Origin of the sequence: Evansella vedderi, assembly GCF_030813435.1 — a bacterium.
GTDB lineage: Bacteria > Bacillota > Bacilli > Bacillales > Salisediminibacteriaceae > Evansella > Evansella vedderi.
In genome coordinates this window covers 108868-126872 of record NZ_JAUSUG010000012.1, presented here as the reverse complement: position 1 = coordinate 126872, position 18005 = coordinate 108868, and the positions used below count along the sequence as shown (strand labels likewise).

The following is an 18005-nucleotide window of genomic DNA, read 5'->3' as shown; positions in this document are numbered from 1 at the left end:
TCTTTAGAAAGGGGTCTTCTAATGGGGAAAATACTAATAGCGGATAGGGATAATACAGAAAGGATTGGAATTCGTTGGTTCATTGAATCGTACCATCTGCCATTTAAAACTATTTTTGATGCAAAAAATATGGAGGAATTCCTTTCTATTGTTGAAAAGGAAAAGCCCGAAGTTGTTTACCTTGAATTAGAAATGATACCGAAGCAGCAATTGGAGAAGGTAATACAATTGATGAGAATGTATGTCCAAAAGGTGATTTGTATTACAACGGAACCTGTTTTTGAAAGGGCATTGCAAGCTATTGAACTTGAAGCTATTTCATTGTTTGTAAAACCTGTTTCTCCTGATACGTTAAAGCCTGTTTTCTATCGGGCAGCAAAGGAAAGTCAGTCGAAGGAAAAAAGTTTCCCAATGATATCAAAAATAAATGAATTTTCCTATCACTCCCTTTTTATAAAACAACCTTTAGAAAAAGAGTGTCCAAGTTTTGCATTATTAAAATCGGAAAACACCTTCTATAATAAAAGCCTTTATTATTGGCTTCAGGAATATTATTTTCCATTCCCGGTCACTTGTTTTGCCCTAAGTAACATGATTGCTTGTATATTGGAAGTCCCGAAGGAGCATGAGGTTTCTGTGCTGCAGGAAGAATTTCAACGGATAACGGAAAGATGGCAGACCCAAAGACAGGGGAGGTTAAGCATAGCGATCCACCCAAGTACAATACCAGCATCTAGCTTACATGAAATATATTTACGCTCTAAAGAAACGTTAAAAATGGAATTCTTTAAAGGAAACCAGCAGTTGCACTGGGTTGATGAAAAACCCCCTTTTATTCAAGTAGACCCCTTTTTAAACCCGGAGGAGCAAAGATTATGGGTATCAAAGATGGAAGAAAGGGATAAAGAGAGTATTAAAAAATGGCTTTATCACACATTTACACAATTTCCAAAGGGTTACCCAAATCCTGATTTAATGAGGATTAAACTAACCAGCATTCTAGCACAGTTGCGGAGGTTTATGTATACGTACAAGCTTCATAAAGAGGAGGAAGTAGAAAGGAAATATCACGATGTTTTTCAAACGATAATCTATGAACCCGTGTTATTCAGTATCGTCCAAGAAGTATTGTTATTCGCCATTGAATTGGTGGATTATGCCGAAGAGCAGCAAAGCAAACATGTTTTTGATGTGGTAGAAAGGGGATTACAATACATTGAAAATAATTTTCGCAGACACGATATTTCCTTAGAAGATGTTGCTCATGCAGTTGACCGTAGCGCTGGCTATTTTAGTACAATTTTATCAAGAAAAAAGGGGAAAACGTTTCGTCAAGTGTTGAATGAGTATCGAATGAAACATTCTAAAAAATTATTGCTCGAATCTAGCATGACGATTCAGGAAATCGCTCATCAAATTGGTTATAAGGATGCCAATTACTTCAGCAGATTATTCAAAGAGATGGAAGGGGTTACTCCAAGAGTTTATCGTCGCCAAAAAACAGGAATTATTTAATATTTCGTTAAATATAAGCTGGAAAATATAAAATAAATCCAGTTATGTTGGGTTTATTATGCATTTAATCTTATATAAATCCTATTTTTAAATATTCTGTAATCTATAAATCCCATTCCTTGGTTATTACAATGTAATTGTAGACTAAAGGGGAGGGATTTTTTATGCTTTTAGATCTTAAGAACATTAAAGCGCCAACCGGTAGAGAATTAAATACACAGGGTTGGGTACAAGAAGCAGCTTTAAGGATGCTATTAAATAATTTAGACGCTGAGGTAGCGGAGCATCCGGAACAACTCGTTGTTTATGGGGGAATTGGTAAAGCTGCCCGGAATAAAGAAAGCTTTGAAAGAATTGTAGAAACGTTGAAAAATTTAAATAATGATGAAACCCTGTTAGTACAATCTGGGAAACCTGTTGCCGTGTTTCGAACCCACACAGATGCCCCAAGGGTATTAATTGCCAATTCAAATTTAGTTCCAGCATGGGCTAATTGGGAGCATTTCCAAGAATTAGACAGAAAAGGGTTAATGATGTATGGGCAAATGACAGCGGGAAGCTGGATTTATATTGCAAGTCAAGGTATTGTCCAAGGAACGTATGAAACATTTGCTGAATGTGCTCGGCAGCATTTTGGTGGAAGCCTAGAAGGAACCATTACATTAACTGCAGGATTAGGTGGGATGGGCGGAGCTCAGCCATTATCTGTTACGATGAATGGTGGAGTTGTTATTGCTATTGAAGTGGATGAAACGAGAATTCACCGCCGTATTGATACGAAATACTGTCATGTCTACGTTCGCGATTTAGATGAAGCTATCAAACTCGCTTTAAATTCAAAAGCAGAAAAGAAAGCGTTATCAATTGGACTGTTAGGGAATGCTTCTGAATTGCTGCCAAAAATGATTGGTAAAGGATTTATACCAGATATTTTAACGGATCAAACATCTGCACATGATCCACTTAACGGATATATTCCAGCAGGTATGTCGCTGCAAGAAGCAAAGGAAATGAGAAATAGGGAACCGGAAAAATTAACCCAATTGGCAAAGGAGAGTATTGCAGTACATGTGAAGGCCATGCTGGAAATGCAGAAATCAGGTGCTGTCACCTTTGATTACGGGAACAACATTCGTCAAGTAGCAAAGGATATGGGGGTTTCTAGTGCCTTTGATTTTCCTGGGTTTGTTCCTGCTTATATTCGCCCTCAATTTTGTGAAGGAAAAGGTCCATTCCGTTGGGTAGCCTTATCTGGTGACCCGGAAGATATTTATAAAACAGATAAAGCCATCTTACGGGAGTTTAAGGATAACGAAGGTCTTTGCCGTTGGATTAAAATGGCTCAAGAGCAAATTTCCTTTCAAGGACTACCTGCTAGAATTTGCTGGTTAGGATACGGGGAAAGGGCCCGCTTTGGGAAAATTTTAAATGATATGGTCCGTACAGGAGAGTTAAAGGCACCGATTGTCATTGGGCGGGATCATCTGGATTCAGGGTCCGTTGCTTCCCCGAACCGTGAAACAGAAGCCATGAAGGACGGCAGTGATGCAGTTGCCGATTGGCCAATTTTAAATGCATTAATTAACTCTGTTGGTGGAGCAAGCTGGGTTTCAGTCCACCATGGGGGAGGGGTTGGTATGGGTTACTCCTTACATGCTGGAATGGTCATTGTGGCCGACGGGACAGATGAGGCGGAAAGACGTTTAGAACGTGTGTTAACAACGGACCCTGGAATGGGTGTCGTTCGCCATGCCGATGCGGGCTATGATTTAGCCATTGAAACAGCTCGTAAAAAAGGGATTCATATGCCAATGCTCCAAAAGGAAGAGTAATTGGTTATACCGTTTAATAGAGTTTATTTAATATTATGGAAAGCTGACGATAGAAAATGGAGGCGAATTACGTGGTAGGAAAAAATAGCAAACCCCTTTTCATTCGAAAAGCAAATCAATTAGTAACTTTAAAGGGTAGTTCAGATGCTCCCTTAACAAGGGAAAAAATGAATGAATTGTCCATTATCGAAGAAGGTTCCGTTTGGGTGGAAGACGGTAAAATAGCTGCTGTTGGTCCCGATGAAGAGTTGATTGAGAAGTATGGGGAGAAATTAGAAGAAGCTCATGTGGTGGATGCTACAGGTAGATTAGTAACTCCAGGCTTAGTGGATCCCCATACTCACTTAGTTTTTGCTGGGAGTCGTGAAAATGAATTTAATATGCGCTTAAATGGTGCAAGCTACATGGAGATCATGAATGCAGGCGGGGGCATTCACAGCACCACGAGGTCAACTCGGGAAGCAAGTCCAGAGGTTTTGTATAAAGAGAGTTTTGGCCGTTTAGATAAGTTTCTCCTCCATGGGGTTACAGCAATGGAAGCTAAAAGCGGCTATGGATTAGATCTTGAAAACGAATTGAAGCAGTTATATACAGCGAAGGAATTAAATAATGATCATCCAATTGACATTGTTTTAACCTTTATGGGTGCCCATGCGATACCTATGAATTTTAAAGAAAATCCCGATGAATTTGTAGATTTAGTTGTGTCAGAAATGATACCGAAAGTAGCAGAACTAGGTCTTGCAGAATTTAACGATGTATTTTGTGAAAAAGGAGTTTTTACACCTGAACAATCGGAGAAGATTCTAGAAGCTGGGAAAAAATTTGGTTTGTTGCCAAAAATCCATGCTGATGAAATTGAGCCATATAAAGGGGCAGAAGTTGCGGCAAAGGTTGGTGCAGTTTCTGCGGATCATTTGTTAAAGGTTTCAGATGCAGGTATGGAAGCAATGGCAGAGGCAGGAGTAGTAGGTGTATTGTTACCTGGAACGGCATTTTTCCTAATGGCTGAGTTCGCAAATGGAAGGAAAATGATTGATGCAGGTGTTCCAGTTGCCTTGTCCACTGATCGTAACCCAGGCTCCAGTCCAACAGAATCTTTACCTCTGATCATGCAGTTAGGTTGTTTAAATATGGGGATGACACCAGCAGAGGTACTGACAGCTGCTACCATAAATGCCGCCCATGCCATCAAGCGAGGAAATGAAATTGGCAGCATAGAGGTTGGAAAAAAAGGAGATTTTGTTATTTGGGATGCCCCGAATTATTCCTATATTCAGTATCATTATGGTGTGAATTTAATAGGATCCGTGATTAAGGATGGGAAGGTTGTCGTGGAGTCTGGGCGGATTGTTCGTTAGAGATGCTAGATGCAGGATGTAATTATTGTGGTAGAAATATTAATGTTGAACATGGTATTTGTTGAAACGCGAAAACAGAGGAATAGGAAGAGTTCGCGTTTCAATACGGGACTAGACTACAAGAAAGCTAATAGAAAAGGTAGCGAATGTAATACTGCATACCATATTAGCTTTGGATGAACAACTGTAGAATGAAAGGAGTGTCATCGATGAAACAGTTATTTGTGGCTGATTTTGTTTATACAAATGATCGTTTTCAAAAAAACTATGCTGTTTTTGTGGAAGAAGGTGTTATTAAGGACGTTGGCCCAAAACGAAAACTGCAAGAAAGATACAATGGAGTGGAGGAAGTAGATTGGTCTGGCAAAGCAATCATTCCTGGAACGATTAATGCTCACAATCATTCCTTTCAAAGTTTACTAAGGGGCATTGCAGTGGATCGGCCTTTTTTAGAATGGCGAGATGAAGCCCTTTACAAATATACACCATTATTCGATGAAGAGGCGATTTATACAGGGGCATTATTTGCCTTTGGGGAAATGCTTAAGTATGGTGCCACATCAGTGAGTGACTTTTTCTACGTCCATAATAACGGAACTTCAACGGATGAAGCGGTCATTCAAGCAGCTAAGGATTTAGGGATTCGACTCGTTTTTGCAAGGACGATGTATGATTGGGACGGGGCTCCAATTAGCTACCGCGAAACAGTGGAGGAGGCAGTAGCGAGAACTCGTCAACTAGCCGTTAAATACCAAGGAGATCCGATGGTTTCCGTTCAACCTGCTCCCCATAGTCCACATGCTGCATCACCTGAAATGATAAAGGCTGGGCATCGTCTAGCGAAGGTATTGAATACGCCATTCCATATTCATGTAGCAGAAGAGCAATTTGAGGTGGAGGAGACGTTAGAAAAATACGGATTAAGACCTGTGCATTATTTGGATTCCTTAGGAGTCGTTGATGAAAGCATGATCGCTATCCATTTAGTTTGGCTTGAGGAATCAGAAATCCGCTTACTAGGAGATAAAAAAGCAGGATTAGCCTACTGCCCATCCAGTAATATGTTCTTATCTGATGGAATTACTAGAATTCCTGATTTGTATAAATCGGGAGTAAGAATCTCGTTAGGTTCCGATGGGGCATGCAGTAATAACCGAATCAGCGTTTTAGAAGAAATGAGGATGTGTTCCTTATTGCAAAAAGTCGCAACCTTAGATGGTACTTGTATTCATGCAAAACAAGTGTTTGATATGGGGACAAAAATGGGGGCTGAATTATTACAATTAAAAGCAGGAGAAATAAGAGAGGGGTTGAAAGGGGATTTTGTTTCCTTGAAATTAGATGACCTTTCCCTTTCCCCGAAGAAAGAGTTGTTTGCTAATGTTGTTTATTCTTTACAGCCAACCGCTATAAAAGATGTAATAGTGGATGGGAAAACAATAGTGAAAGATGGAGAATTACAAACAGTAAATGAGAAAACAATCATAGACAAAGTGGACCGTTTATTTGAGAAATGGGAGGGGAAGGTGTAATAGGATTTAGGAAGAGATAGCTAATTATGATAGTTATCTCTCTCATTATATAATTATTTATCAGAAAATTAGAAAAAAATAGAAAGGAGGATCTTATATTTGTAAATCTTAAATCTAATGAAGGGGATGATTTAATATGGAAAAGGTTAGTCAAGTAAACAATCAAGAAGTTGTTGTGAAGAAGCCAAATTATAATCTTGCTATGTTCCGGTTCTTCTTGTTCAGTGCTATTGGTATCTTTATGTTTTTCATTCCTATAACGTATAATGAACGAAGCTCTATTACATTAGACCATATCGTTACAGCTATTCGGAATGGACTCCCATCTGTATTGCCTTATTATGCCCTAGGGGTGATTGCTCTTGGTGCAGCCTATCCATTCGTTGCAAAAACATGGAATAAAGACAAAGTGAACATGACTTTGTCTGGATTAAAGGTTCTTGGTTTAATCGTAACGATTATGCTTGTGTTTGGATTTGGGCCGGCTTGGTTATTCGATCCAAGTATGGGGCCATTCTTACTTAATTCATTAGTCACACCAGTCGGATTACTTGTTCCTATTGGTGCCGTTTTTCTAGCCTTACTAGTAAGCTATGGACTTCTTGAATTTATTGGAGTTCTCATGCAGCCAATTATGAGACCCGTTTGGAAAACTCCTGGACGATCTGCCATTGATGCAGTAGCTTCCTTTGTGGGAAGTTATTCTATTGGACTTTTAATAACAAATCGAGTTTTTAAAGAAGGGAAGTATTCAGTAAAAGAAGCTACGATTATTGCAACGGGTTTCTCTACAGTTTCTGCTACCTTTATGATCGTTGTAGCGAATACATTAGGATTAATGGAAATGTGGAATACGTATTTCTGGACCACATTGTTTGTTACTTTCCTTGTGACGGCAATTACTGTTCGAATTTGGCCATTAAATAAAGTTAGTGAGGAATATTACGAAGGTCAAGAGCCTGTAGAAGAGGAAGTAACGGGAAATCGCTTTAAAGCTGCTTGGGAAAAGGGTTTGGAGCGTGCACAATCTGCCCCTAGCTTATTTACTAGTATAAAAGTAAATTTGAAAGATGGTTTTATTATGACAATGGCCATTTTACCTTCCATCATGTCTGTAGGTTTAATTGGTCTTGTATTATCTGAATATACACCATTGTTTGATATTTTAGGTTACTTATTTTATCCATTCACGGCACTTGTACAGTTGCCTGAGCCTTTATTAGCAGGGAAAGCCGCTGCTATATCCATTGTAGAAATGTTTTTACCAGCAGTTCTAGCAGCAGATGCCCCTTTAGTTACTAGATTTGTTGTTGGTATTATTTGCGTATCATCCGTCTTGTTTTTCTCTGCTGTAATCCCATGTATTCTTTCAACTGAGATTCCAGTAAGCATTCCTAAACTTATTGTCATATGGTTTGAAAGGGTTGTACTATCCATCTTAATCGGTGCACCATTAGCCTATTTACTTCTTTAATAAAAGCTCTATTAAAGGATAGTGTTGATTTTTTTAACACTGTTGATTTGAGAGGAAGATACGAGACTCCTGCGGGAAAAGCAAGAGGCCACTGAAAAAGGGCGTTTTTTGAGCCCACTGAAAAAGATCGCTTTTTATCTTTTTCAGTGGGCTTGAAGCAATGAGCGGAGCCGTTGCAATGTTTCGAAGCCTGATATGAGTGGGTTTCTCATATCAGGCTCGCAACGCGCGGAGCCATTGCCACTGTTTATATTGACTTTTTCAGTGGCCTCCGTTTTTTCCCTTTTTCAGTGGCCTCGAAGCAATCAACGAAGCCGTTGCAAGTTTTTAAAGCCTGCTATGAGTGGTTTTTTCATAGCAGGCGCGCAACGCGCGGAGCGATTGCTATTTTCTCAGCGAAAAATATATGACTTTTTCTGTGGCCGCGAAAAGCGAGTATCTGAAGCGAAACTCAACATCAAAGTTTAACAGACCTTAATAAAAGAAGGCTGTTTTCGGAAACTTTTTAAAAAAGCTTAGAGTAGCGAAAGGCGGCCACTCCTAAATAAAGTACTCCATTCTTTTCTTAGAGTGGGGTACTTCCTTTTAATCTAGTTTAATGGTTTCCACCTCCAGCAGATGAATTCCGCTTACGGTTTCGCTTATTAATCATATTAACCCCCATCACCATAGCAATGACTTCTTCATTACTTAAATCTTGTGACTCGTTAGCTAGCTGGTAAACTGGTGATTCAAAAAATCCATTGATCTTCTTAAAAAGGGCAACTTTGTCACCTTCCTCGTTAAATATTTCATACTCCCTCGAAAATGCTTCAGACTCAATGGTAAAAATTCCACATCCTTTAGCTTCGTACTCATATTTCTTTGTAAAAAAGGAAAATCTCTGCCTTAATAGCCCAAGTTCCATCTCTAATCCATCAGTAATAACCCACTTTCCAGAAAAAAATGGGAAGTAACCCTTAGAAACGACTTTTTGTTCCTTATCTAGTACATCTACACTTGATGTAAAGGCACTTTTTAAATCTAATGAACCGATTCGTTGTTTGTTTCCATTAAAAATTTCCGTTATGCCTGCTGAAAAAAAATTATCTTTAAAATAAATTTTTGATTCTGCCATTTTATCCTCTCCCTTCTAAAAATACCCTACATGTAATACGAGATTTTCCTAAAAAAGTTTCAAGTTGAAAAATATTGTCTTCAAACAATGAATAATTGAAAAGTTTTAAATAAAAATAATAAGGATTTTTACAAAAGGAGATGAATCTATGAAGAAGGTTTTATTTAAATTAATGGCAGTATTCCTTTTGATGTGCTTTTTCTCAGCACAATTAGGTACTACGGAAGCACATGCAAAAATGATCGAACCTCAGTGGTGGTGGGGGAAAGAGAAAAACGAAGAACGACAAAATGAAGAGCTTCCTGATCCTGAAGGAGGTCCAGAACAAACGGAACGTATTAGAAACCCTGTGTCTAATATCGTTCTACAACAGAGGTTTCCAAATATCGTAGTATTACGGGGACAAGCAGATGATAACCGTGTTGCTCTCACCTTTGATGATGGTCCAGATCCACGTTTCACACCACAAGTGTTAGACGTATTAGCTGAATATAACGTACCAGCAACATTTTTTATCATGGGAGCTAGGGCTGAGAAACATCCAAATATTGTTTCGCGAGCAGTGGAAGAAGGGCATGTAGTCGGGAACCATACATATTGGCACCCCAATTTAATGGAACAAGATTTAGCAACCCTTGAAAGGGAAATTACGCAGACGGAGGATACCCTAGCTGAAATTGTTGGTTACCGTACAAGTTTATTCCGGGCGCCATATGGGTTTCTTGATGATGAGCGGGTAGAAAGAATTGGAGAACTTGGATATACAGTAGTTGGATGGTCAGTAGACTCATTAGATTGGCGAGAGTATCCACCAGAAGAAACAGCATATAACGTTTTAAGTAATACTCAACCAGGCTCTATTATTTTAATGCATGATGGTGCTGAATGGGATGGGGATCGAACAGGGACCATTGAGTCTTTGCATCAAATTATCCCAACCTTACAAGCCCAAGGAATAGAATTTGTAACAGTACCTGAATTACTTAACATTCCTTATCAAAAATAAATTATAAAAAGGGTGACTCAAGATGTTTTTTTAAACTTCTGAGTCATCCTCTTTTCTTACATTATTGTTCTTTATAAAGAACAATAATGGATACAAAGGTGACTATTTTGTAATGAAATGAACATGGAGGAATATATTCACCATAAAAGAGAGTTTTTTAATAATATTGGGGGAGAAGATGGGGGAATAATGAGAACAGTAGTAAATGACCATAAAAAATTAGTTTTTTACATTGGGATATTCAGCATGGTAATTTTATTGGGAGGGTTATCTGCTATTTTATTTTTTCAGGAGCATGAGCCCGCATTAAGTACTGTTAATGATAAAATAGCTTATGATAAACAAATGAGAAATTATAGCCTCCCTATAAAAAGTGAGATTTCGTGGAACAGAGGACACGACCCTATCAGAATTACATTTGTCGGGGATTTAATGATGGACTGGTCTGTAAAGGAAACAATGGATACTAAGGGAGTAGATTATCCATTTCTATACGTAAAGGAGGATTTACATAAGGCGCATATAGCAGTGGCAAATTTGGAAACAGCTGTCACAACAAGAGATTCAAGCTATAAGGATACGAATCAACGATACAATTTCAAATCAAAGCCTGAGCATCTTCAAGGATTAGTTAATGCAGGTTTTGATTTAGTGTCATTAGCAAATAATCATGCACTTGATTATGGGGAAGAAGGTCTTATGGATTCCATGGAGGCATTGAAATACTATGGGTTGGACTACATAGGAGCAGGCAAAACCCTAGAGGAAGCTTTTCAATCACAAACATATAAAATCTATGGTAAGAAAATAAATATTATGGCCGCAACTAGATTTGTTCCAGCTGCTGAATGGTATACATTTCATTCTAATACAAAAGCTGGGGTTGCAGGAGCTTATGACTTAGATTTATTAATAGATCAAGTTAAAAAGCAAAAAGAAGGATGCGATTATTTAATCTTATACATACATTGGGGAATAGAAAGAACCGATAGACCAGCCCAATATCAAAAATATTACGTAGAGAAATTAGTGGAAGCGGGAGTGGATGCCATTATAGGCCATCATCCGCACTGGTTACAGGGATTTGAATATTTTGAAGGAGTACCCGTTGCTTACTCTTTAGGAAATTTTTTATTTCCTGATTACGTAACTGGAAATACAGCAGAAACAGGACTTCTCACTTTAACGATACATGAAAGTAAAATGACAATGGGATTTAAACCATATTATATTTATAAAGACCAAATTACCCCATTGTCAAAAGAAGAGGAAAATAGAATTTTAAAGAAACTAGAGAATATTTCATTTGATGTAAAAATAGAAGGTTATGAAATTATTCATCAAAGATAACGGAATTTTATTTTAGGAATCTAGTTTAGGTTTAATCGGTAGGGTGATAGTAAATGTAGTACCTTCATTTATTTGACTCTCTACCGTAATTTTACCTTTATGGTGATTTTTAATGATATTATTTGTTACCATGATCCCTAGTCCCGTGCCATTTTCTTTCGTTGTATGGAAGGGTTCACCAAGTTTTTCTAAGATACATGGTGGTATCCCCGTTCCTTCATCAATGATTTGTATGACAACTTCTTCCCCTTGCTTAATTAAGTTAATCGTGATAGTACCGCCTTTTTCCATGGCTTCAATAGCATTTTTAATTAAATTAATAAAAACCTGTTTAAGCTGATATTCTATACAGAATATTTCTATAGGCTTCGTTTCTATATTTGTTTTTAAATGGATGCTATTCATAACCGCTTGAGGTTCCATTAATAAAATAACTTGCTTAATAAGGTCTTGTATCGTTACATATGTATAAAGGGTTTTCTGAGGTTTAGAAAAGGTTAATAACTCTTTGATAATGGACTCGATCCTGTCTATCTCTAAATCCATAATTTCAAAATAGTCGTTGTTCAATTCCTTACTCGATTTAATTAGCTGTAAAAAACCTTTAAGGGAGGTCATTGGGTTTCGAATTTCATGGGCAACCCCCGCTGCCATTTGTCCCATTAACGATAGCTTTTCCCATTGCAATAATATTTCTTCTGTTTTTTTCTGTTCCGTCATATCTCGAAATGTAATAACAGTTCCAACAAATTGACCGTCTTCCCTCATAGGTTTTACCGTATATTCCACAGGGAAGTTCGAGCCATCTTTTCTCCAAAAAATATCATCCTTCACAAATAAACTTTCACCGCTATTTAAGGCGTGATAAACAGGGCAATCGTGGACAGGCACATTTACACCATCAGCGTTTGTATGGTGAATAAGATCATGGAGGTTATGTTGTTCAAAATCTTCCATTTTAAATCCAGTTAATTCTTCCGCTGCTTTGTTCCAAAATATCACATTTGCTTCTAAGTCAATCCCATAAATTCCCTCTGCTACAGAGTCTAATATTAGCTGATTTATTTGAGTTAACGTTTCTTTGTTGTTTAGTTTATCGAATAGTTTCATAGATTGGAATCAACCTTTACCTCTTTTTTTTTTCTAATTATATAGTATTATGTTAGAAAAGTCGAAAGGACTGTTAGACCCAGGAAAAAGGATTATTTATAACTTTAACTACTAAAGGGGACGATGGGTGCTTTTCTTTTTCAGCCAAAACATATAGTTTATTTAAACCCACTGTCATAACCAAAACTTATTAAATAATAAAACTAATGAGTATTTTACTTAAGGTTGTGTGTGCGGTAATGTAATTCTTAAAGACAATTATTAGGAGGGAATAGAACATGGAATACTCTTTTAATAAGATCGACCATGTACAACTGGCCGCACCAGAGGGTTCGGAAAATACAGCACGGGATTTCTTTTCTAGAATTTTAGGTTTTAAAGAAATTGACAAACCGGAACAATTGAGGAAACGTGGTGGTGTTTGGTTTTGTTCTGGTACTATTCAAATCCACATTGGAGTTGAAGAACCTTTTTCTCCTGCCAAAAAGGCCCATCCAGCCCTTGAAGTCACTAATATCGAGGCTTTAAAGACCCATTTACGGAAAAATCAAGTGGAATTTAAGGAAGATAATAAACTCCCAAACGTAAATAGAATGTATATTCATGATCCATTTGGAAATCGAATAGAAATATTAGAATGGAGAAAATAAAAAGAATCATCCAAAATTGGATATTAGTTAGAGTGGGTTAAATTTATAGAATATAGCAACTTAATATTTTTATTGTAATATAGTAATAGATTTGCTAAAATCTATTTCGGTTTGACAATTTAAATGATAAGTAGCCTCATCATAGCAGGTGAGGTAGAGGCGCAATGCTAATAAGTAAAAAAATGAGAGTTTGGACGACTGTGATCATTTTTGAAAGGGAGCTTTGCCGAAGCATGTGGAATGTCCATAACCACTTAGCTGGGGCTGTATTGAATAAGTGCAGCACTGTCATTATGGGAGACCGTAGTGGAGAGCTACTTAAAGCATGTGATGGGAAGATCATGAACTTGATTGTATTCAGGTGATAAAGGATATTCCTTTATCGCCTTTTTCCTTTGCATAAAAGATTGTCGGACATAGAGGCAGTTCCCGTATAACAGAATAATTGGCTGTTTCTAAATGATTGTGGCTTTATATAATTTGTCGCTCGAATTCGTTACAGGCGGATCAATTACGCCTAAGGGAAGCCCACGTTCTTTGGGAAACGGCGTAATGTCGCCATCCTGGCTCCCGCGGGCAACGCTAGAGTCGCCGCCTTTCATTCCTTCGAGTTAAAAAACAACAATCTTTGTGAAATAGGCAAAAAAATTTTTGAGGAGGAAGAGATAGATGGATCACGGTATTTTATCTTTAGTTCCGCCAATTTTGGCTTTATTATTAGTGATTTTAACGAGACGTGTGTTACTTTCCTTAGGTGTGGGGATTATTGTTGGTTCCTTAATGGTTAACCAATCGTCTGATCAAATGATTAATGACACCATTGCCCAAATTCTTTCCATCGTATCCGGTATTTTTATTGAAGATGGATGGGTGAACACATGGTATTTTTACATCTTATTATTCCTATTACTTCTAGGAATGATCGCTGCATTAATTACGATAACAGGGGGAAGCAGAGCATTTGGGGAGTGGGCCTTAAGTAAAGTAAAAACAAGGATTGGGGCTCAATTTGTTTCTGCTTTAATTGGTATTCTCATATTCATAGATGATTATTTTAGCAGCTTAACGGCAGGTAATGTGAGCAGACCATTCACAGACCGTCACCGAGTATCCCGTGCAAAGCTTGCTTATAATGTGGACTCAACTGCCGCTGCAATGTGTGTACTTGTTCCTTTATCAAGCTGGGGAGCATATATTATCACGATTATCGGTGATATTTTAGCAGATACGAGCACGTCCTACTCTGCTTTTCAAGCCTTTATGCTTATAGCTCCAATGAACTTTTACGCTGTTTTCGCTATTTTAATGGTATTTGCTGTAGCATACTTCAAGCTTGACATTGGTTTAATGCGTACTCACGAGCTTCGTGCCATTCAAACAGGTGAGCTAGTGGATACTTCAAAAGGAGCTGTACCAGGTGAGAGTGAAGAGGTAACACCAGTTGTTCAAGGTCGTGTAAGTGATCTTGTTTGGCCAATTATTACATTAGTTATTTCCACCGTGTTCTTTATGATCTTTACTGGTATTAAAGGAACAGATGGACAAGCCAGTCTTTTAGCAGTATTTGAAAATACAGATGTTGCAGGTTCGTTATTGTATGGGGGATTAATTACGTTAGGAGTTACGATCTTCTTTGCCTTCATGCGTAAGGTACCAGTATATGATTTAGGAATTGGATTATGGGCTGGTATCAAATCCATGCTGCCTGCGATTTATATTTTAATCTTTGCATGGACAATCGGATCTATTATTGGCGAACTTGGAACAGGAGAATACTTGGCTTATGTAATTGAAAATAGTAATATTTCCCTTGGACTATTGCCTGTTATTCTGTTTATAACAGCTGGCTTTATGGCGTTCTCCACAGGAACATCATGGGGAACATTTGGTATTATGCTTCCAATTGCCGGACAAATTGCAATAGCTACGGATATAAGCTTATTACTGCCTGTTTTAGCAGCAGTACTAGCAGGCTCCATTTTCGGTGACCACTGCTCTCCAATTTCTGATACAACGATTCTGTCTTCAACGGGAGCAGGAAGTCACCATATTGATCACGTTTTAACTCAGTTACCATATGCACTTATCATTGGTGCCATCGCTTCTATTGGTTTCTTCGTTCTTGGATTCACAGGAAACTTATTATTAGCTTTCCTTGGAGCGATTACTTTGTTCATGGGCGTAATTTTACTACTAAAACTTATCGTTAAAAATATATACGGTGGTCCAGTTGGAAAATAAACTGAAATGCTGTCTCTAAAATAGAGGCAGCTTTTTTGTTAGAAGTATAATGGTTTTCCTTTTAATAAGTGTTACTACTGGAAAAACTAATTGAAAACCGTTCGAAAGGGGTAAGGACGATGCCGCAAAAGAGTAATACCAATATAGAGGAAGAGGTCAAAGAGTTAATCGAAGGAGAAAAGGAAGATGAGGTTACTAAGCTAAATCGCTTATTAGCGACTGTTTTAAATTACCTTTCAGACGACGAAGTAGAGGAGATAGATATTGAGTCCCTACTTGATAATACGGAAGGGCTACGAGAATGGTGGGATGAATATCGTGAAAACAATAGAAAAGAGATTGAAGAAGAAATTATTAAATCCTTAGGGAATTTATCTTGGGAAGAGTTAGAAGGGATTCGAGATAAAATCAAAGAATTAGAAAAATGAATGGTATTCTACAACATTTTGGGTGAGTAGAACTAATTTACATATGTATTTAGAGTCTCTCTATTTTAGGAGCGCGATTGAAGCAGAAATCCAGCCAATCACGTTCCTATAGCCCTTCTATAAACACGTTTAAAGTAAAGTAGCCTTGAATATTGTATTATTTTATTTTTAAATAAAGGAATTCTTATATATATTTATAGAATAAGTTATGAAACAAAAAATCCTTGGGAGTTTCCTCACGGATAAAGGCTATTGACATAAAAAAGGGGTGCACCTATTGGTACTGACATTTTTAATTAATAACCTAGTCATTATTGGGTTTATGTATATTCGTTTCATTCTTAATAAAATGATGAAGAAAAATAGTTTCTTATTAAATTCCGCTTTTTTTGGGATTATGTCAACTTTTGTTATCATGATACCCTTTAAATATAATAATTTAATCTTTGATTTAAGGGCAGTTCCCATTATCTTTGCTACATATTGTTACGGGTGGAAGGTAGGTTTAATTGCAACAATTCTTCCAATACTATACCGGTATCTTTTCATAGGTGATCTTAGTACATTCAACATAATTATAACAATAACCCTACATTTCATTATTCCAATTGCTGTGTCCCATTATTTTCATAAGAAAGACAGTATTAACGAACATACATTTTTAAAAACGAAGTCATTACTTTTAATAGCTGTTATTTATTTTATTATTTATTTAGTTTTAGGTATTATGGTTCAAATTGTCCCCATTCCATTATTGATTAATATTTCATTGAGTTTACTAGTGTTTACTTTAATCTCCTTGCTGGTAGTTTCCTATATGAGAAATGAGGATATTAAGAGTTCCATTTTACAATTAAAAATGGTGAAATCGGAGAAAATGGAGGTAGTTAGTCATCTCGCTGCATCCATATCCCATGAAGTGAGAAATCCCCTTACAGTTGTTAAAGGTTTTCTACAATTATTAAAAAAGGATTGCCCTGATCCGAAACAAAAGGAATATATAGAAATATCTATTCAAGAAATCGATAGGGCAAATGACATTATTATCAATTATTTAACCTTTGCAAAACCAGCACCGGAAAATATAAAAGTGCTGAATATTGAAGAAGAGCTTAAACGGGCGATATCCATTATTGAACCAATGGCAAATATGAATTCCATTCAACTTAATACAAAAATTGACACACATTATATTCAAGGAGAATCGCAGGTGCTTCAACAAAGCCTCTTAAATATTTTAAAAAACAGTATTGAGGCAATGCCTAATGGAGGAAGTTTATATATAGAAACGAAAAGAGAGCAAGGTAGACTTAGTATAAAAATAGAAGACAGCGGCAAAGGTATGAGCCAAGCTCAGTTATCTCGTTTAGGTGAGCCTTATTATACAACAAAAGAGGAAGGTACTGGACTCGGGATGCTAACGGCAATTCGAATTATTGAATCGTTCAAAGGAAAAGTGGAAGTGACTAGTACTCTTAAAAAAGGAACTACATTTAATATATACCTCCCTCTATTTATAGGGGGGAATGAAGAGGCAGCCGTAACAAACGAGTAATTAATTTTTTTATTGCTAAAATGATGGGTAAACTAATTGTGTATAGCGCATTCCATTTATAGAAATGAATGATGTCATCATTTCTAAGAATAGGCTTTAATTTACAATTAGGAAGTGGTACAAATGCAATCATATTTAGAGGAGGACCGCCATTCTGTAGATTATAACTGGCTAATCCAATCAAAGAGTCCATATTTAAAACTACTTCAAACGAATCCAGTGAACTGGATGGAGTGGTCAGAGGAGGCGTTTGAAAAGGCAAGAAGGGAAGGGAAAGGAGTTTTTCTATCTGTGGGCTATAGCGATTGCCAGAGGTGTAACGAAATGGATCGTGAAAGCTTTGAGGACGAGGAAGTGGCAGTGTTATTAAACAAGTCTTTCGTTTCCATTAAATTGGATCGAGAAGAACACCCAGATATTGATTCCATTTATTGGACTAAATCCAAAGCTATAACCGGTCAAAGTGGTTACCCCCTAAGTATATTTTTAACACCAGAAAAGGTACCGTATTATTTTTGGTATTATACTCCAAAGAGTGGAGAGGCTGGAAAAGCTGATTTTAAAGAAATTATAAAAAAAGCCAATTCCCTTTATAGAGAAAACTCCAATAACATCTGAAAAGGGAGAAATTATTTTAAAAGAGGCTGGGACAAAAGTATTTTTACTTATAAGAAATCCGAACAAACTAGATGTAGGTGCAATCTACCCGCTTCGGAAATATACTTCGCTTTCCGCGGGCGGCTGGTGAGCCTCCTCGTGCTAACGCACTGTGGGGTCTCACCTTTGCCTAATATGGTTTTGCTTGTATATGCTCCAGTCGGACGCGTTCCGCGG

Annotated in this window: 14 protein-coding genes and 1 riboswitch; of the genes, 12 read left to right on the top strand and 2 right to left on the bottom strand. The window is 37.3% G+C overall.

Annotated features, from left to right (window positions below):
- The first annotated feature begins 21 nt into the window (after positions 1 to 21).
- The 5 genes from J2S74_RS15410 (at position 22) to J2S74_RS15390 (ending at position 7714) form a co-directional block, all read left to right on the top strand.
- Positions 22 to 1515 (top strand): helix-turn-helix domain-containing protein, encoded by a 1494-nt coding sequence (locus tag J2S74_RS15410; protein WP_307326929.1) that lies wholly within the window; start codon positions 22 to 24, stop codon positions 1513 to 1515.
- A gap of 164 nt (positions 1516 to 1679) precedes the next feature.
- The gene (hutU, locus tag J2S74_RS15405; protein ID WP_307326927.1) at positions 1680 to 3347 is read left to right on the top strand and encodes a urocanate hydratase; all 1668 of its coding nucleotides are present in this window, start codon (positions 1680 to 1682) and stop codon (positions 3345 to 3347) included.
- A gap of 71 nt (positions 3348 to 3418) precedes the next feature.
- Entirely contained in the window at positions 3419 to 4708 is a 1290-nt protein-coding gene (gene hutI, locus J2S74_RS15400) for an imidazolonepropionase (protein ID WP_307326925.1), read from the top strand.
- A gap of 209 nt (positions 4709 to 4917) precedes the next feature.
- The gene (locus tag J2S74_RS15395) at positions 4918 to 6240 is read left to right on the top strand and encodes an amidohydrolase family protein (protein WP_307326923.1); all 1323 of its coding nucleotides are present in this window, start codon (positions 4918 to 4920) and stop codon (positions 6238 to 6240) included.
- 136 nt (positions 6241 to 6376) lie between these two features.
- Positions 6377 to 7714, top strand: coding sequence for a YjiH family protein (locus J2S74_RS15390; protein WP_370876017.1), 1338 nt, complete (start codon positions 6377 to 6379; stop codon positions 7712 to 7714).
- 595 nt (positions 7715 to 8309) lie between these two features.
- On the opposite strand, the gene J2S74_RS15385 is transcribed toward J2S74_RS15390, so the two are convergent.
- Positions 8310 to 8831: a hypothetical protein gene (locus J2S74_RS15385; protein WP_307326921.1), complete on the bottom strand. Its 522-nt coding sequence runs from the start codon at positions 8829 to 8831 to the stop codon at positions 8310 to 8312.
- Between the two features lie 148 nt (positions 8832 to 8979).
- Between J2S74_RS15385 and J2S74_RS15380 the strand changes: the two genes are divergently transcribed.
- Positions 8980 to 9837, top strand: coding sequence for a polysaccharide deacetylase family protein (locus J2S74_RS15380; RefSeq protein ID WP_307326919.1), 858 nt, complete (start codon positions 8980 to 8982; stop codon positions 9835 to 9837).
- 117 nt (positions 9838 to 9954) lie between these two features.
- A complete protein-coding gene (locus J2S74_RS15375; RefSeq protein WP_307326917.1) occupies positions 9955 to 11187 on the top strand; it encodes a CapA family protein in 1233 nt (410 codons plus the stop codon).
- 12 nt (positions 11188 to 11199) lie between these two features.
- Here the strand turns inward: J2S74_RS15375 and J2S74_RS15370 are convergent, their stop codons facing one another.
- Complete coding sequence (locus J2S74_RS15370) at positions 11200 to 12297, bottom strand: ATP-binding protein (RefSeq protein WP_307326915.1); 1098 nt, start codon at positions 12295 to 12297, stop codon at positions 11200 to 11202.
- Positions 12298 to 12575: 278 nt separating this feature from the next.
- Between J2S74_RS15370 and J2S74_RS15365 the strand changes: the two genes are divergently transcribed.
- The 5 genes from J2S74_RS15365 (at position 12576) to J2S74_RS15345 (ending at position 17789) form a co-directional block, all read left to right on the top strand.
- A complete protein-coding gene (locus J2S74_RS15365) occupies positions 12576 to 12947 on the top strand; it encodes a VOC family protein (protein ID WP_307326913.1) in 372 nt (123 codons plus the stop codon).
- A gap of 146 nt (positions 12948 to 13093) precedes the next feature.
- Positions 13094 to 13272: riboswitch (Lysine riboswitch) on the top strand.
- A 344-nt stretch (positions 13273 to 13616) separates the two neighbouring features.
- The gene (locus tag J2S74_RS15360; RefSeq protein ID WP_307326911.1) at positions 13617 to 15188 is read left to right on the top strand and encodes a Na+/H+ antiporter NhaC family protein; all 1572 of its coding nucleotides are present in this window, start codon (positions 13617 to 13619) and stop codon (positions 15186 to 15188) included.
- 119 nt (positions 15189 to 15307) lie between these two features.
- On the top strand, positions 15308 to 15616 hold the full coding sequence (locus J2S74_RS15355; protein WP_307326909.1) for a hypothetical protein: 309 nt from the start codon (positions 15308 to 15310) through the stop codon (positions 15614 to 15616).
- Positions 15617 to 15893: 277 nt separating this feature from the next.
- On the top strand, positions 15894 to 17171 hold the full coding sequence (locus J2S74_RS15350) for an ATP-binding protein (protein ID WP_307326907.1): 1278 nt from the start codon (positions 15894 to 15896) through the stop codon (positions 17169 to 17171).
- A 123-nt stretch (positions 17172 to 17294) separates the two neighbouring features.
- Positions 17295 to 17789, top strand: coding sequence for a DUF255 domain-containing protein (locus J2S74_RS15345; RefSeq protein WP_307326905.1), 495 nt, complete (start codon positions 17295 to 17297; stop codon positions 17787 to 17789).
- The last annotated feature ends 216 nt before the right edge of the window (positions 17790 to 18005 follow it).

Excerpts from the sequence above, each read along its gene's own strand:
- J2S74_RS15410 (WP_307326929.1), top strand. The coding sequence starts at position 22 with ATGGGGAAAATACTAATAGCGGATAGGGATAATACAGAAAGGATTGGA.
- hutU (WP_307326927.1), top strand. The coding sequence starts at position 1,680 with ATGCTTTTAGATCTTAAGAACATTAAAGCGCCAACCGGTAGAGAATTA.
- J2S74_RS15395 (WP_307326923.1), top strand. The coding sequence starts at position 4,918 with ATGAAACAGTTATTTGTGGCTGATTTTGTTTATACAAATGATCGTTTT.
- J2S74_RS15390 (WP_370876017.1), top strand. The coding sequence starts at position 6,377 with ATGGAAAAGGTTAGTCAAGTAAACAATCAAGAAGTTGTTGTGAAGAAG.
- J2S74_RS15385 (WP_307326921.1), bottom strand. The coding sequence starts at position 8,831 with ATGGCAGAATCAAAAATTTATTTTAAAGATAATTTTTTTTCAGCAGGC.
- J2S74_RS15380 (WP_307326919.1), top strand. The coding sequence starts at position 8,980 with ATGAAGAAGGTTTTATTTAAATTAATGGCAGTATTCCTTTTGATGTGC.
- J2S74_RS15375 (WP_307326917.1), top strand. The coding sequence starts at position 9,955 with ATGAACATGGAGGAATATATTCACCATAAAAGAGAGTTTTTTAATAAT.
- J2S74_RS15370 (WP_307326915.1), bottom strand. The coding sequence starts at position 12,297 with ATGAAACTATTCGATAAACTAAACAACAAAGAAACGTTAACTCAAATA.
- J2S74_RS15365 (WP_307326913.1), top strand. The coding sequence starts at position 12,576 with ATGGAATACTCTTTTAATAAGATCGACCATGTACAACTGGCCGCACCA.
- J2S74_RS15360 (WP_307326911.1), top strand. The coding sequence starts at position 13,617 with ATGGATCACGGTATTTTATCTTTAGTTCCGCCAATTTTGGCTTTATTA.
- J2S74_RS15355 (WP_307326909.1), top strand. The coding sequence starts at position 15,308 with ATGCCGCAAAAGAGTAATACCAATATAGAGGAAGAGGTCAAAGAGTTA.
- J2S74_RS15345 (WP_307326905.1), top strand. The coding sequence starts at position 17,295 with ATGCAATCATATTTAGAGGAGGACCGCCATTCTGTAGATTATAACTGG.